12 protein-coding genes are annotated in these 16,030 nt (G+C 68.3%); 9 read left to right on the top strand and 3 right to left on the bottom strand.

Annotation, left to right across the window (positions count from 1 at the left end; all coding sequences use genetic code 11):
• The 8 genes from VFW45_01205 to VFW45_01170 form a co-directional block, all read left to right on the top strand.
• Window positions 1-1,977, top strand: a 1,977-nt coding sequence (locus VFW45_01205) for a DUF349 domain-containing protein (protein ID HEU5179383.1), incomplete at its 5' end; no start/stop codon positions are given.
• 258 nt (window positions 1,978-2,235) lie between these two features.
• The gene (locus VFW45_01200) at window positions 2,236-2,964 is read left to right on the top strand and encodes an ABC transporter ATP-binding protein (protein ID HEU5179382.1); all 729 of its coding nucleotides are present in this window, start codon (window positions 2,236-2,238) and stop codon (window positions 2,962-2,964) included.
• On the top strand, window positions 2,961-5,486 hold the full coding sequence (locus VFW45_01195; GenBank protein ID HEU5179381.1) for an FtsX-like permease family protein: 2,526 nt from the start codon (window positions 2,961-2,963) through the stop codon (window positions 5,484-5,486). The genes VFW45_01200 and VFW45_01195 overlap by 4 nt, the downstream gene beginning before the upstream one ends.
• Entirely contained in the window at window positions 5,473-6,597 is a 1,125-nt protein-coding gene (locus VFW45_01190; GenBank protein ID HEU5179380.1) for a lipocalin family protein, read from the top strand. Before VFW45_01195 ends, VFW45_01190 begins: the two co-directional genes overlap by 14 nt.
• 84 nt (window positions 6,598-6,681) lie before the next feature.
• Window positions 6,682-8,553, top strand: a complete 1,872-nt coding sequence (locus VFW45_01185; GenBank protein ID HEU5179379.1) for a M14 family metallopeptidase — start codon at window positions 6,682-6,684, stop codon at window positions 8,551-8,553.
• A gap of 5 nt (window positions 8,554-8,558) precedes the next feature.
• Entirely contained in the window at window positions 8,559-10,112 is a 1,554-nt protein-coding gene (locus VFW45_01180) for a lipase maturation factor family protein (protein ID HEU5179378.1), read from the top strand.
• A 308-nt stretch (window positions 10,113-10,420) separates the two neighbouring features.
• On the top strand, window positions 10,421-11,242 hold the full coding sequence (locus tag VFW45_01175) for a class I SAM-dependent methyltransferase (protein HEU5179377.1): 822 nt from the start codon (window positions 10,421-10,423) through the stop codon (window positions 11,240-11,242).
• 118 nt (window positions 11,243-11,360) lie between these two features.
• Window positions 11,361-12,059: an FKBP-type peptidyl-prolyl cis-trans isomerase gene (locus tag VFW45_01170; protein HEU5179376.1), complete on the top strand. Its 699-nt coding sequence runs from the start codon at window positions 11,361-11,363 to the stop codon at window positions 12,057-12,059.
• Here VFW45_01170 and VFW45_01165 read toward each other — a convergent pair whose 3' ends face one another.
• Window positions 12,060-12,488, bottom strand: coding sequence for an OsmC family peroxiredoxin (locus VFW45_01165; GenBank protein ID HEU5179375.1), 429 nt, complete (start codon window positions 12,486-12,488; stop codon window positions 12,060-12,062).
• Window positions 12,489-12,620: 132 nt separating this feature from the next.
• On the opposite strand from VFW45_01165, the gene VFW45_01160 reads away from it, so the two are divergent.
• Complete coding sequence (locus VFW45_01160; protein ID HEU5179374.1) at window positions 12,621-14,090, top strand: deoxyribodipyrimidine photo-lyase; 1,470 nt, start codon at window positions 12,621-12,623, stop codon at window positions 14,088-14,090.
• A gap of 6 nt (window positions 14,091-14,096) precedes the next feature.
• Here VFW45_01160 and VFW45_01155 read toward each other — a convergent pair whose 3' ends face one another.
• Both VFW45_01155 and VFW45_01150 read right to left on the bottom strand, forming a co-directional pair.
• Complete coding sequence (locus tag VFW45_01155; GenBank protein ID HEU5179373.1) at window positions 14,097-15,599, bottom strand: alkaline phosphatase family protein; 1,503 nt, start codon at window positions 15,597-15,599, stop codon at window positions 14,097-14,099.
• A gap of 33 nt (window positions 15,600-15,632) precedes the next feature.
• The coding region (locus tag VFW45_01150; GenBank protein ID HEU5179372.1) for a DUF1731 domain-containing protein at window positions 15,633-16,030 on the bottom strand (398 nt) is incomplete at its 5' end.

Here is a 16,030-nt window from a genome sequence, read left to right as displayed (position 1 = left end):
GAGGCGATGGAGCTGCTGGCCGCCGCCGAGCCCGAGGGGCTGCTGGAGAGAATCGAGCAGCTGCGCGGGGAATGGATCGATTTGATTCCCGACGTCGACGCTGATTTCGAGGAGCGCTTCGAGGCGGCCTGGCGCGCCGCCCGCGAGAACCGCGAGCAGCGGATCGAGGAAGCCTCCCGGCGCCGCGCGGCGGAGCAGGAGCGCGCCCGGGAGATCGAGGAGAAGGTGACGCCGCGCCTGGAGCTGATCCGGCGCATCGAGGCGCTGCAGGGGGCCGATCTCGAGGTGGGGCTGCCCGAGGCCCGCTCCGAGTGGGACCGGCTGCGCGCCCTCGATTCGGCGGAAGGAGAAACCCTCGCGGAGCGCTTCGCCGAAGCCTGCGCCCATGCCGCAGCAAGACAGTCCGCCTGGGGCGCGGAGCAGGGGACACGACGGGCGCAGGAAGAGAAGGAAAGCCGGCGGGCCGAGAAGGAGCGCCGGGAGAAAGAAGCGCAGCGCCGCCTGGAGCAGATCGCCGTGCGCGCCGACAAGCTGGTGGCCTCATCGGCGCCGACGCTGAAAGCAGTCGAGAAGCTGCTGCGCGAGATTCAGCAAGCCCTGGAGCGGCCCGGCGAGCGCTCCTCCACGAAGGAGCGCTCGGCCTTGATGAAGCGCCTGCACGGACTTCAGGAAGCTCTCGCCCCCAAGCTCACGGAGCTGCGGGAAAGCGAAGGGTGGAAGCTCTGGGCCAACGAGTCGGTCCAGGAGGAGCTGTGCACTGCCGCCGAGTCGCTCAAGGATCTGGCCGATCCGGCGGAGGCCTCGCGGCGGCTGCAGGAAATCCAGAACCGCTGGCGCCAGGCCGGCACGGTGTCGCGCGAGAAATCGCAGCAGCTCTGGACGCGCTTCAAGGCGGCGCGCGACGCGGTGCGTATCCGCCTGGAGGCGATCACCGGCGAAGCGGGGGGCCGCAAAGAGGAGATCTGCCGGCAGGCCGAGGCGCTGGAAGCGTCGCTCGAATGGAAGACGACGGCGGAGGCGCTCAAGCGTCTGCAGGCCGACTGGAAGGGCGCCGGCTCCGCCGGTCCGGCGCGGGACCGCGCCCTGTGGCTGCGCTTCCGGGGTGCGTGCGATCGCTTCTTCACGCGGCGCAAGGAGGACCTCAAGGCGCGCAAGGCCGACTGGGCCAACAATCTGAAAGCGCGCGAGAGCCTGTGCGAGAAAGCCGAGACCCTGGCCGATTCGTCCGAGTGGGACGCCACCGCGACGGAGCTCAAGCAGCTGCAGAAGGACTGGAAGCTGATCGGCCCGGTCGGGGGCAAGGACTCGGAGGCCAGCTGGAAGCGCTTCCGGGAGGCGTGCGATCGCTTCTTCATGCGCTACAAGCGGCGGCACGAGATCGAGCAGGAGCAGCGCACCGCGCGGCGCGAGGAGCTGTGCGCCCGCCTGGAGGCGCTCGGCGCCGGCGGCGAATCCGGCCCCGGCGAGGATCTCCCGGAGCTGCTGCGGCAGCTCGGGCAGGCCTGGGAAGAGGCCCCGCCCCTTCCCCCCAGGCTGATGTCCCCCTGGGAGGAGCGCTATCGCGGCGCCCTCGAGCGTGTCATTGCCGCCTTCCCCGATCGGCTCGCGGGCTCCGCCTTCGACACCCGCAGGAACCGGGAGATGCTGGAGGAGATCGTGGAGAGGGTCGAGAAGCTGCTTCCCGAGAGGAACAATCTCGACGCTTCGCACCTTTCGCCGGCGACGCGGCTGGCGACGATGTGGGTCGAGGCGATGGCCGCCAACACCATCGGCGGGAAAATCGCCGAAGACACGCAGCTGCGCGCGGCCCAGGAGGAAGTCCGCAAGGCTCAGGGCGCGTGGCAGAAGGTCGGCCACGTGCCTCCCGAGGTCCGCCGCGACCTCACGAAGCGCTTCCAGCGCGCTTGCGCCCGCATCACCCAGATGGCCGCCCCGCGATCCGGCGAAACCGAACCCCGCGCCGACGCCTCCCGCTGAGCCCCGTTCCGATGCACTAGTGTCGCGTACCAGAAATCGCGTTACATTCGGCCCGCCGATCCATCCCGCCTCGCTGCGTTGCCTCTCGCTTGCGTACCGCTTGGGTACGCGGCGCTTCGACGCGCCTTGCGATCCGGGCGGCTCGACGGCCTCGGTGTTCACTCGATTCCTGATACGCAACACGAGCAGGTTTGCCCGATACCCATCCGGGCGTTATAGTTCCGGCTTCTTCGGACGGATTGCCGGCGGATCCGCGGCATGGCGACGGAAAACTTCCCCCTCGCGCTCGAGTTCCGCGACGTTTCCAAGACCTACTCCCGCGAATCCGGCGCCCCTCTGGAGGCGCTGCGGCACGTTTCCTTCTCCATTCCTCCCGGCCGCACGGTGGCGATGATCGGCCGCAGCGGCAGCGGCAAGTCGACGCTCATCCACCTCTCCGCCGGGATCGAAAGTCCCTCGAAAGGGACCGTGCTCCTGTTCGGCCGTGACCTGGGGGCGATGAGCGAGCGCGAGCGCACCCTGGCGCGTCGCGATTCGATCGGCCTGGTCTTCCAGTTCTTCCATCTCCTCTCGCACCTGAGCGTGCTCGACAATGTTCTGCTCCCCGCCTGGATCGCCTCCTCGCGCAACGGGAGCGAGACGAGGCGGCGGGGACTGGAGCTGCTGGAGCGCGTCGGGCTGCAGGGCCGCTCGGGCGAGCCGGTAGGCAGGCTCAGCGGCGGCGAGATGCAGCGGGTGGCGATCTGCCGCGCCCTGCTGCGGCGGCCGAAGCTGCTGCTGGCCGATGAGCCGACCGGTGCTTTGGACGATGAGAACGGCCGCAGCGTGATGGCGCTGCTGTTCGAGCTGTCGCGAACGGAGGGGACGACGCTGCTGTTCGTGACCCACAGCCGCGAGCTCGCCGACCTATCCGACGAGCGTTGGAGGCTGCGCAGCGGACTGCTCGAGCCGGCAGGGGGCCCCACGGCTTCCCCGAGGCCGGCATGATCCGCCTGGTCCTGCGCGGCCTGGCGGAGCGCCTGCGGGCCGGTCCCGTTCTTTTCCTCCTCACGCTCGCCGGGGTGGCCCTGGGCGTCGCCTCGGCCCTGTCGATCCAGATCCTCAACCGCAGCGCCTTGCAGGCTTTCGAAGCGAGCGCGCAGGCGGTGTCGGGGGAATCGGATCTCACCGTCGCCGCGCGGGGCCCCCGCCTCGCGGAGGAGATCTTTCCCAAGGTCCTGGGCACGCGCGGCGTGGCGGCCGCATGGCCGGTGCTGCGCACTTCGGTTGCCCTGCCGCAAAGTGACGGCGCCTTCCTCGAGATCGTCGGACTGGATCTCTACGCCGCCCGATCGGTTCCCTGGAAGGAGACGCCGAAGGACCTGGCGGCGGCGCTGTCAGAGCCGGGATGGATTGCGCTGACGCCGAAGCTGGCCGCGGCGCGCGGCTGGAAAGTCGGGGACGCCTTCGAGGCGACCTCCGGAAGCCGGCGCCTCCAGCTCAAGGTCGGCGCCCTGGTGGATTTTCAGAGAATCGCGCCGCTGGCCGGTCCGGGACTGGCGGTGATGGACATCGCCCAGGCGCAGGCGCTCCTGGGGAGAGCGGGCGAGATCGATCAGGTGGAGATCCGCAGCGCGGCAGGCGCCGCGGGAAGGGAGCTGGCGCAGCGCCTGCGGCGGAGCCTGGGACCCGGCGTCCGCATCGAAACGCCGGAGCAGCGGCGCTCCCAGGCCCTGGGGCTGCTCAGCGCCTTCCGGCTGAACCTGACCGCATTGAGCCTGGTGAGCCTCTTTGTCGGCACCTTCCTGGTCTACGCCAGCATCCAGGCCTCGCTGCTGCGCCGCCGTGCGGAGTTCGGGTTGCTGCGCTCGCTGGGGGCGGGGCGCGGGCAGGTCGCCGGGCTGATCCTGGCGGAGGTCGGAGTCCTCTCGCTCGCGGGAGTGGCGATCGGCCTGCCGCTCGGAGTCGCGGCGGCGCGCGCCAACGTGAAAAGCGTCAGCGCGACGCTGTCGAACCTCTACTTGCTCCAGTCGGTGGAGCACCTCTCGGTCCCACCGGGATTGCTGGTGCTCTCGGCGGTGCTGGGACTCGCGGCCGCGCTTGCCGGATCGGTGGCGCCCTGCTGGGAGATGAGCCGCAAGGACGCCCGCAGCCTGCTGTCGGGCTATCGCCTGCACGAGCGGGTGGGGGCGGCGGCCCCGGCCCTGCTGATCGCCGGAGTGATCCTGGCCGGGTCGGCTTTGATCTGGTACGCGACGTTCGGATCCCATCTGAAGCCCGCCGGATTCGTGGTGGGCGTGGCCGTGCTGCTGGCGCTGCCGCTGATGAGCCCCTATCTGCTCGAGCTCTCCAGCAGCTGGATGCGCAGCAACGCCTTCGCGCTCGCCTACGGGGTCCGCAGCCTGGGGCGCAGCCTCGGGATCACGGCGGTGGCGGCCGCGGCGCTGACGGTGACGGTGAGCATGCTGGTCGGGATCACGGTGATGATCGGCAGCTTCCGGCGGACGCTCGAGCTGTGGGTCGACGCCACCATCCGGGCCGACGTCTACGTCTCCACCGAATCGTACAGCCGGGCGCGTGGCGAGGCCGGAATCGATGCCGCGACGCTGGCGGCCCTGCAGGGAAGAGCGGAAGTGCGTGCCATCGATCGGCTGCGGCAAACCTTCACCGAGATCGAAGGGCGCCGCGTCTCGGTGATCGGCGTCGACATGGAGCTTCGCGAGGGGGCCTCGCGCTTCGCGCTGCTGGAAGGCGATGCGCGTGAAGCGCTGCGGCGCGCCCGGGACGAGGGGGCGATCCTGGTGGGGGAGCCGCTGGCGCGCAAGGCGGGGCTGCGCCGTGGGGACCGGCCGCGCATCGTAGCCGCCGAAGGGGAGCGCAGGCTGCCGATTGCCGGCGTCTACTACGACTACGGCAGCGAGCAGGGATCGGCGGCGGTCGATCTCAAGACCTTCGCGAAGCTCTTCGGCGAGGGGCCCATCAACAACATGGCGCTCTACCTGAAGCCCGGCGCCGATGCGGAATCGGTGGCCGGCCGGCTGCAGGCCGAGCTGGCGGGACGCGGGCTGCGCATCCGCAGCAACCGCGAGCTGCGCCAGCGCATCCTGGCGATCTTCGACGACACCTTCGCGGTCACCCGATTGCTGCGGGCGATGGGGTTGCTCATCGCCGTCTGCGGCGTGACCCTCACGCTGCTGGTCCTGGCGCGCGAGCAGGTCGCCGAGCTCGCCCTCTACCGCGCCCTCGGCGCCTCTCGCCCGCAGATCTTCCGGGTCTTTCTCGGGAAAGGGATGGGACTGGCGGGCTTTTCCCTTGCGGCCGGCTCGGCCGGCGGCATGGCGCTGGCGCTGATCCTGATCTATGGCATCAACCGGGCCTATTTCGGCTGGACCATCGCGCTCCACTTCCCGGCGGCTTCGGTGGCTGCCGACGCGGCGCTCCTGCTCGCCTGCGCGATCGCCGCGAGCCTCTACCCGGCCCTGCGCGCCGCCCGCACCCCCGCCGTGGAGCTGAGCCGTGAGGATCGGTAAAGCCGCCGCGCTGTGCATCCTCCTCTGCGTGGGGGCCGTCGGATTGCTGTCCGGCGACTGGCACGGCGCCGCGCCGGGGAACGTCTGGTCGTTCCCGCGCGACCACTGGGCGCATCCGGAGTTCCGCAACGAATGGTGGTATTTCACCGGGATCCTGGAAGAGGCGAGCGGCGGAGGGCGGCGCTTCGGCTACCAGTTCACCGTCTTCCGGATCGGGCTCGTCCCGGAAAAGCCGCCGCTCGATTCGCGATGGAGCGCCGGGCAGCTCTTCATGGGGCATGCGGCGGCGGCCGATCTTTCCGCCGCACGGCATCGGTTCAGCGATGTCCTGTACCGCGACATTCCGCTGCTGGCCGGGTTCTCGATCTTTCCCGAGCCGCGGCTCGCCTGGAGCCTGGCGCCGCCCGGCACTTCGGAGCCCTGGGAGCTGCGCTGGAACGGCGAAGGGTTCGACTTCCGCATGCGCGACGAGGTGCGCGGGCTGGCTTTCGACCTGTCGACCCGCCCCCTGAAGCCGCTGGTTCTCGAGGGTCCCGGCGGCTACAGCCGCAAAGGAGACACGGCGGACGCCGCGAGCCTGTATTACAGCTTCACCCGCCTCGAGACGCGCGGCACCCTCACCCTGGAGGGACGGAGCATTCCGGTGCGCGGCACGAGCTGGATGGATCGCGAGATGAGCACCACGGCGCTGGCCGAGGACCAGGAAGGCTGGGACTGGTTCGGGCTGCGGCTCGAGGATGGGCGCGACCTGATGCTCTACCGGCTGCGGCAGAAATCGGGCGGCGGAAGCTTCCGCCGGGGAACCATCGTCGACGCCGCGGGAAAGCCCCGCTACCTGGAGCCGGCCGACTGGTCGGGGCGCAGCGTCGAAACCTGGACCAGTCCGCACACCGGGGCCGTCTATCCGGCGCGCTGGATCCTCGAGATTCCCAGCGCAGGCTTGACGCTCGAGGTCGAGCCGGAGCTGGCGGACCAGGAGAATGTGGCGCGGCGCTCCGCCAACCTTGCTTATTGGGAAGGCGCGGTGCGCGTGCGATCCCGCGGCGCGATCGTGGGCGAAGGGTACATGGAGCTGACCGGCTACGGTCGGAACAGCCGCCCCCCGCTGTGACGGCCAATCGCTTGCAGCCTTGCTCGGCCTCAGGTTAGAGTCGGCGCCGATTCCCCAGGAGAAGATGCGCGTGGAGAAGGAATCGTGAAGATCCGGCTCCGGCTGCCGGCTCCCTATCCGGCCGTGGCCCTGGCGATGGCCGCCGGCGCGCTGGCAGGCCTGGTGGCCGCGCCCAAGACCCCTTCGGCTGCCGGCCGCGACGACTGGCGCACACCAGCCGAGATCTCCGAATACCGCAAGACGCCGCGCTACGCCGAGACGATGGCCTACCTGAAGCGCCTGGCCGCGGCGGCTCCGTCCCGACTGAAAATCGAGAGCTTCGGCACGACCGGCGAAGGGCGTGACCTGGTCGCCGTCATCGCCTCCGGCGACGGAACCTTCGATCCCGCGAAGATCCGCCGGGCCGGCCGCCCCGTCGTCCTGATCCAGAATTCGATCCATGCCGGAGAGATGGACGGCAAGGACTCCTGCCTCGCCCTGCTGCGCGACATGACCGTCACCAAGGAAAAAGCGGCGCTGCTGGAGCGTGCGGTGGTGGTCGTCATCCCGATCTACAACGCCGACGGCCACGAGCGCTTCGGTGCCTTCAACCGCATCAATCAGAACGGTCCCGAGGAGATGGGATGGCGCACCCAGGCGATGAACCTGAACCTGAACCGCGACTACCTGAAGGCCGACGCCCCCGAGACGCGCGCCTTCCTGAAGCTCTGGGACCGCTGGAATCCCGATTTCTTCGTGGACGATCACGTCACCGACGGCGCCGACTACCTCTACGATGTCACCTACAATCTCGACACAACCCCCGATGTCTTCCCCGCGCTGGCCGAATGGCAGAAAACGGTTCTCGGTCCGTATCTCGACAGGTCGGTGAAGGAGTCGGGACACGCCATCGGGCCGCTCGTCTTCCTGCGCGATGATTCCGATCCGGCGGAGGGACTGGCGGTCTTCCCCGACACACCACGCTATTCCACCGGCTACACCATCCTGCGCAACCGCCCCGGCATGCTGGTGGAGCTGCACATGCTGAAGGACTACAAGACGCGGGTCACCGGGAACTACGAGCTGCTGCGGGCGCTGCTGGAAGCTATCAATCGGGACGCCGCCAAGCTGGTGGCGATGAACCGCGAAGCCGATGCCGCCACGATCGCGGAGGGAGGCAAAGCGACCGGCAGGAGTCCGTACCCCATCCGGCTGGAGGCGACGAAGGAGACGCAGGATTTCCTCTACCCGAGCCACGACTACCGGCGCGCCACGAGCGAAATCTCCGGTGGCATCGAGATCAGCTATCTCCCGGCTCTGAAGGAAATCACGGTGCCGCGCACGGCCGGCGTGAAGATTGCCAAGACGGTCGTTCCGCCGCGCGCCTACATCGTGCCGGCCCAGTGGAAGGCGGTCATCGGGGTGCTCGAAGCGCACGGGCTGACGATGCGGCGCACCTCGGCCCCCTGGAGCGGCGAGGTGGGGACCTACCGCTGCGAGGGGCTGAAGTGGCAGGCCAGCTCGTTCGAAGGGCGCCAGGTGCTGTTCGTTCCGGTCGAGGCGCGGGAAGGAGAAGGCTCGCAGGGATCCTGCAGCGCCGTGCGCGAGACGATCTCCTTTCCGAAGGGCTCCGTCGTGGTTCCCCTGGATCAGGCGGCCGCGAGAGTCGCCATCCATTTCCTCGAGCCCGAGGCTCCCGATTCGGCGATGGCCTGGGGCTTCTTCAACGCCGTCTTCGAGCAGAAGGAATACGGCGAGAGCTATGTCCTGGAGAAGCTGGCAAGGGACATGCTCGCGAAGGACCCGAAGCTGAAGGAGGAGTTCGAGCGGAAGATTGCCGGCGACAAGGAATTCGCCGCCGACCCGCAGGCCCGCCTCGCCTTCTTCCACCGGCGCTCTCCCTGGTGGGATTCGCGCATGGGACTCTACCCCGTCGGCAGGCTGGATTCCCTGGATTCTCTCCCGCTCGCCCCTTGAGCCGCTTGAGCGATTTCCTGGACCCACTCTTTCCACCGCCCGAAAGCTCCGCTCCCACCTACTGGCTGACCCGCTTCCTGATCCTTCGGCTCCTGGGCGGAATCTACCTGGTGGCCTTCCTGTGCGCCGTCCGGCAGATCGTCCCGCTCATCGGCAGCCATGGACTGCTTCCGTTGAACCACTTCCTGAGCCGGGTCGAGTCGCACTTCGGCTCGCGCATGGAAGGCTTCCTGCAGTTTCCGAGCCTCTTCTGGGCCGACTCATCCGATGCGTGGCTGGCCGGGGTGGCCTGGATCGGGGCGGCGCTTTCGCTGCTGGTGCTGGCGGGATACGCCAATGCCCTGATCATGGCGCTCCTCTGGGCCCTCTACATGTCCTTCGTGCATGTCGGGCAGGATTGGTATGGGTATGGATGGGAGATCCAGCTCCTCGAAACCGGGTTCCTGGGGATCTTCCTCTGTCCTTTGCTCGACCCTCGCCCCTTCCCGTCGCGTCCGCCGTCGATTCCGGTCCTGGTGCTGTTCCGCTGGCTGATCTTCCGCATCATGCTGGGGGCCGGGCTGATCAAGATGCGGGGCGACCCCTGCTGGCGCGATCTGACCTGCCTGACGACCCACTACGAAACCCAGCCGATCCCGAACCCCCTCAGCCGCACCCTGCACTTCATGCCCCTCTGGTTCCACAAGCTCGGGGTGCTGTTCAATCACTTCGCCGAGATGGTCGCCCCCTGGTTCGCCTTCGGCCCGCGCCGGGCGCGGCATGTCGCGGGGAGCGTCCTGCTCGCCTTTCAGCTGTTCCTGATTGCGAGCGGCAATCTCTCCTTCCTCAATTACCTGACGATCGTGCCGATCCTCGCCTGCTTCGATGACGGCTTGCTGTGCAAGGTGCTGCCGGGATGGATCGTGCGGCGGGCGGAGCGGGCCCGGCTCGAAGCGCGAGCGTCGCGCTCCCAGCGCTGGATGGCGATGACGCTGGTGGCCCTGGTCGCCGTTCTCAGCATCAACGTGGTGAGCAACCTCCTCTCCGAGAGGCAGGCGATGAACACCTCCTTCGACCGGCTGGAGCTGGTGAACACCTATGGCGCTTTCGGCAGCGTCGGCAAGATCCGCCGGGAGATTGTCTTCCAGGGGACCTCCGACACCGCACCGGCCGAGACTTCTGTCTGGCGGGACTACGAGTTCGTCTGCAAGCCGGGAGATCCGCAGCGCAGGCCCTGCATCATCTCCCCCTATCAGCCGCGCATCGACTGGCAGATCTGGTTCGCGGCAATGTCCTCCCCGGACCGCTATCCCTGGACGCTGCATCTGATCTGGAAGCTGCTGCACAACGATTCCGGAGCCCTGAGCCTGCTGGCCGGGAACCCGTTTCCCGACGCGCCGCCGCGCTTCATCCGCGCGATGCTGTATGAGTACCACTTTGCGCCGCCAGGGAATCCGACGGGAGCCTGGTGGGATCGCCGCCCGCTCGGGGTCTGGATTCCCGCCGTCTCCACGGAGGACCCGCGGTTGCTGCGGTTCCTTACCGCCTACGGCTGGGCGGATTCGGCCGCGACCCGCTAAAGACTGCCTATCGGAAAAAGCCAAGATCGGCCGTCGAGCCGCCGGATTGCAAGCCGCGGCCCATGGGCCGCTCCACCGACGAAGCGCCGCGCACCATGGCGTTACGCAGGCGAGACGCAACGCCGCAAGCCGGGATGGATCGAGGGCCTTGGCTGAATCGCGTTGACATGCGGGGCCGCCTCGGGGACGATAAGCGCCGCTCGATGTGCTATCCGTACGGCGGCACCTTGTCGGAGCCGTCGTCCTCCGGGAGCGACGTGACGATCTCTGGAACACAGCCTCTCGCAACTTCGCCGCAAGCGGCCCGGATGGAGACTTCCCGTCTTCTGGACATGCGGGACTGCGCGCGAGAGGAGTTCCAATCCCTCCACCAGGCGATGCGCGCCATCGCCTTAGGCATGCAGCCTGCCTGGTTCCGGCCATTACTGCTGCGCAGCGCGCGGCTCAAGAGCTACACCGGCTTCGACCACTGGTCGCGTTCCTGGGAATATCCCTGGGCGATCCTGGCGGCACGGCTTCCCACCCCGCCCGCCCGGATTCTGGACGTGGGCGGTGGCGGCAGCGCCTTCGCCTACTACCTGGCGGGACGAGGGTACGAATGCGTCGTGGCCGATCCCTCGCTGAACGAGGGGGCGGGATGCGTCTACGACCGGGAGCGCACGCTCGGTCAGAACGCCCGCTCGATGATCAAGAAGGTCCTGTTCCGGGCCGCCGGCATCCATTCGGTCTGGGGACTTCCCGAGGCCGATCGGGTCCATCCGATCCGCTTCGTCGCCGACCGTGCCGACAAGCTCACCTTTCCCGATGGGCATTTCGATCGCGTCTTCTGTCTTTCGGTCATCGAGCACATTCCGCAGGAGGCCTGGGCGAGCTGTCTCAACGAGATGGAGCGGGTCCTGAAGCCGGGGGGCTTCCTGGTGATCACCGAGGACATGACTCCCCAGGAAGCCGACGCGCAGGTCTATCGCCGGCTGCTGGAGGCTTCCCGGCTGCGGCTTCTGGGAGATCCGCGCTACCCCGTTCCCATTCCGGAACAGGACGCGCGCCAGCGCCATCCGGGGCAGGGGTACGAAACGATTGGGCTGGTCTGGGAGAGCCCGGTTGCCGGGGGCGCCAAAGGAAATGTATAGTGCGCCGCCCGCCCGGCGACTATTCGTCGTGCCGGAAACCGGTGTGGCGGGCATCATGGAAGACGTGGTGCAACGCAGCGGGACGGGATGAATCGACGTCCCAGCACGAAAGGAGACTATGAGAAAGCTGGCGATGGTCGCGGTCCTGGCAGGGATGGCCGTCCTGGCAGGGTGCAAGGGGAGTGATGCCACGAAGACCACCGGCGGGAACGGACAGCTCCTCACCGAGGACGACAAGACGGTTTACGCCATGGGCGTGATGCTCGGGGGGAACGTGAAGTCGATGTCCCTCACCCCGGAGCAGATCGAGACGATGACCCGCGGCTTCAAGGATGCGGCGCTGGGCAAGACTCCCGAGGTCGATCCGCAGAGCCGGGCCGCCCAGATCCAGGAGTTCGCGCGCGGCCGGGCCACCGCCGCCGCCGATGCCGAAAAGAAGAAGTCAGCCGACTTCCTGGCCCAGGCGGAGAAGGAGTCGGGGGCCGTCAAGACCGAATCGGGCATCATCATCAAGACGCTGACCCCGGGGAAGGGCGACAGCCCCAAGCCCACCGACACGGTGAAGGTGCACTACACCGGTAAGCTCACCGACGGCTCGGTCTTCGACAGCTCGGTGCAGCGGGGCCAGCCGGCCGAGTTCGCGCTGACCGGCGTGATTCCCTGCTGGACCCAGGGCTTGCAGAAGATGAAGGTGGGGGAGAAGGCGCAGCTCGTCTGCCCTTCGGACGTGGCCTACGGGGACCAGGGAAGGCCGCCCCGCATTCCGGGCGGCGCCACCCTGGTGTTCGAAGTCGAGCTCCTGGAGATCAAGAAGTAATCATCCCTCGAGCATCACTTCCATCTCGATCGTCATGTTGTTCTTGAAGGCGTTGGAGACGGGACACCCCTCTTTCGCCTTCTCGGCGGCTTCCTTGAAGGCGGCCGCGGCGATCCCCGGCACGCTGCCGCGCACCTCCAGGCGCATCTTCGTGATGCGGAACGCTTCGCCGACTTTCTCCAGAGTCGCGGAAGCCCGGGTGGAAATCTCGGTTGCCGGGGTCCCGGCGCGCTCCAGCCCCGCCGCCAGCGCCATGCTCAGGCAGGCGGCGTGGGCGGCCGCCAGCATCTCCTCGGGATTGGTGCCGGCTCCTTCCTCGAAGCGCGACGGGAACGAATAGCTTCCTTCGTAGACCTTCCCGACCTTTACCGTTCCCGATCCCGTCTTCAAGCCGCCTTTCCAGGCGGCGCTCGACGTCCGCGTTGGCATGGTCCTCTCCTTCCTTGTGAGCAGGGGGTTTGGAATTGGCTCCAGGGACCTCATTAAACACGCAACTCAGCCGCAAGACAATCGCGCCGGTCCGGCGATTCCGCGGGACCGCCATGGGCGTAAGATGAGCGCATGACGGCCCCCGCCCTCGTCTGGTTCCGGCAGGACCTCCGGCTGGAGGACAACCCCGCCCTGCAGGCGGCGATCGAACGCGGCGCTGGGGTGGTCCCGCTGTTCGTCTGGTCGCCGGAAGAGGAGGGGAGCTGGTCCCCGGGCGCCGCCTCGCGCTGGTGGCTGCATCATTCGCTGGCGTCACTGGACGAATCGCTGCGGGCTCTCGGCTCGCGGCTGGTGGTGCGGCACGGCCCCGCGCTCGCCGTCTTGCAGGATCTGCGCCGTGAGACAGGAGCGGAAGCGGTATTCTGGAACCGCCGCCTCGAGCCGCTGATCGTCCAGCGGGATCGGGCGATCGAGCGGCGGCTGAGAGAAGAAGGGATCGACGCGCGCGCCTTCAACGGCGCGCTTCTTTTCGAGCCGTGGGAGATCTGCAACCGCGCTGGAGGGCCGTTCAAAGTCTTCACCCCCTTCTGGCGGCACTGTCTGGCGCATCGAGCGCCCGAGCATCCTGTCGCTGCTCCCGCAAGCCTGCCGGGGGTGGAAGGCGCGGAAGCTCCCGCGTCGGCGCCCCTCGCAGCGCTCGAGCTGCTGCCGTCGATTCACTGGACGGCCGGTCTCGAGAAGGCCTGGAAGCCCGGAGAGGCCGGGGCGCGCGCCGCCTACGATCGGTTCGTGGAGAAGGATCTCGTCGGTTATTCGATTACCCGCGAGCAACCCGACCGCCCCGGCACCTCGCGTCTCTCGCCGCACCTCCACTTCGGCGAGATCAGCCCGCGGCGCATCTGGCACGTTCTGCACGATTGGGCCGGTCGGCGCTCCGCCGGCGGGGCGCTGCGGGCTTCGGAGGATTACCTCCGGGAAATCGGCTGGCGCGAGTTCGCCCATCACGTGCTGTTCCACTTCCCGCACACCACCGACAAGCCGATGCGCGCCGAGTTCGCCTCGTTCCCCTGGGAGCGCCGGCCGCGGGCGCTGCGCGCCTGGCAGCGGGGCGAAACCGGCTACCCGCTTGTGGACGCCGGCATGCGCGAGCTGTGGGCGACCGGCTGGATGCACAACCGGGTGCGCATGGTGGCCGCCTCTTTCCTGGTCAAGGACCTCGGCATCCACTGGCTGGAAGGGGCCCGCTGGTTCTGGGACACGCTGGTGGACGCCGATCTGGCGAGCAACTCGCTGAACTGGCAATGGAGCGCCGGATGCGGTGCCGACGCGGCCCCCTATTTCCGGATCTTCAACCCGGTCCTGCAAGGCGAGAAGTTCGATCCGGAGGGAGATTACATCCGGCGCTGGGTGCCGGAGCTGGCCGCCATGCCCAAGCGCTGGATCCAGCGCCCCTTCGAGGCGCCCGAGGAAGTCCTGTCGCGGGCGCGCGTGAGGCTGGGGAAGAGCTATCCGCGTCCGGTGGTGGATCATGCCGAGGCGCGGGCCCGGGCGCTGGCGGCGCTGCATCGCCTTCCCGATGACGAGGGGGAGGAGGAAGGGTGAGCGGAGCTATTTGATGTAGCCGAGCGAGCGGAGCAAATCGAGCTTCTCCGGGTCGTCGCCGTCGGTGGGGGAGATCAGCTCATGCTTGAGATGCTCTTCGTAAGAGGCGATCGTCTTCACCGGATAGCGCTCCAGGAAATCGGGCTGGAGGATCTCCTTCAAGACGCGTCCCTTCATGTCCTCGGCGACCGGCATTCCCAGCAACGCCAGGATCGTCGGCGTGATGTCGAGGACGTCGGCGTCGACCGAGACTCCCCGTCGAATCGGGCCGCCGGCGGCGATGAAGATCCCTTCGTGATCGTGCTCTCCCGGCTGGCCGATGCTGATGGTCCCCTTCTCGAGGGCCTGGGCATGGGCCTGCTCGAACGATCCGGGGAAATCATCCGGCGGCCTCGGCTGCGGCAGGCGGCCGGAGGCCTGGAATCCGTGGTCGGAGACCACGATCACGACGGTGTCCCGCGGCAGCGTTTTGAGCAGCCGCGCCAGAAAGCGGTCGTTGTGCATGCTGAGGCTCGGGATCAGCCGTCCGAGCCGCTTCACCTCTTCGGGCGGCACGCCGGAAAAGCTCTGCGGCTCGTAATCGTGCCAGAAGGTGTGCGAGACGGGGTCGTTGGCGACCAGGTAGATGCCGGTCAGATCCGGCACTTCCCGCGAGAGCATCCGCAGCGACATCTCCTCGTAGGTGCGCTGCTCGCAGTAGCTGAACTTGAGCACGCTCAGCCCGTGGGCGAAGATCGGCTTCTTGACGGCGAGAAACTCCGCCATCTCGCCGGGGCTGAACGCCGCCAGGTCACGAATCTCCTCCAGCGGCGGTCGTGACGGATCGACCCGCAACAGCGCCAGCTCCGAGGCGAGCTTGCGCGGGAAGGTCAGCAAGGAGGTCGGCGTCCCGTCGTGCCACTCGGAGAAGCGGCTCCGGGCCATCCGGTCGGAGACGATCCAGCCGCGCACCGGCTCCGCCGGCCAGGTCGCCCACCATCCCGCGAATCCCACCGTGTCTCCGAAAGCGCCTGCCAGGTTCCACAGCGCCAGGCTGCGGCGGTCGTTGGAGCTCACCAGCGTCGCGGTCTTGCCGTCGGGTGCTCCCGGATGGAGCACCAGGAAATCGCGAATTCCGTGGACGGCGGGCTCCTGTCCCGTGACCACTGTCGTCCAGACGGCCGGCGAGAGCGGCTGAGGAAGCGATTTCAACACGCCGCGGGCCCCGCGGGCGATCAGCTTCTGGAGACTGGGAAGGCTTCCGTCGCGCAACAGCGGATCGAGGACCTTGAAGGTCGCGCCGTCGATGCCGACCAGGACGATCTTGACGCCGGTCGGCCGGCCCAGAGCCGCGAGCGGCGGAAGGCTACGGCGTTCGGGGGCGGCGTCAGGCTTCGGCGATGCGGGCTTTGTCGGCGCGGCGGCGAGAAGACAGGGGAGGAGGAGCGCCAGGGTCCATCGCAGGAAGGCGCGGGACGCAGGTCGCCCGGAAACGCCCGAGGGGCGCGGCATGGCCGGGGGGGTAGCCATGCCGGTTGATACGGCGGCAAGACACGAACGGTTTCAGGTCCTGCGGAGCAGGTGCCGCAGCGCCGCATCCAGGTCGGGGTAACGAAACCGGTAATTCGAGGTCAGCAGGCGCTTCGGCTCGACGCGGGTGCTGGCCAGCAGCAGCGTCTCGCCCATTTCCCCGAAAAGGAGCCGCACGGCGAAGGCGGGCATCGGGAAGATCGTGGGGCGCTTGAGCGCGCCCCCGAGCGCTTTGGTGAACTCGGCATTGGTCACCGGCCGGGGACAGACGAGATTGACCGGCCCGCGGATTGGGTTGGTGTCCAGCGCGTGCAGAATGGCGCCCACCTCGTCGTCGATCGAGATCCAGCTCATGTACTGCTTCCCGTCGCCGAGCCGACCGGCGACCCCCATCTTGAAGGGAGGCAGCATCTTGGCGAGCGCGCCGCCGG

Source organism: Candidatus Polarisedimenticolia bacterium (assembly GCA_035764505.1).
Lineage (GTDB): Bacteria > Acidobacteriota > Polarisedimenticolia > Gp22-AA2 > AA152 > AA152.
Note: the sequence above shows the minus strand (reverse complement) of the source record. Positions and strands in the feature narration are given on the sequence as shown.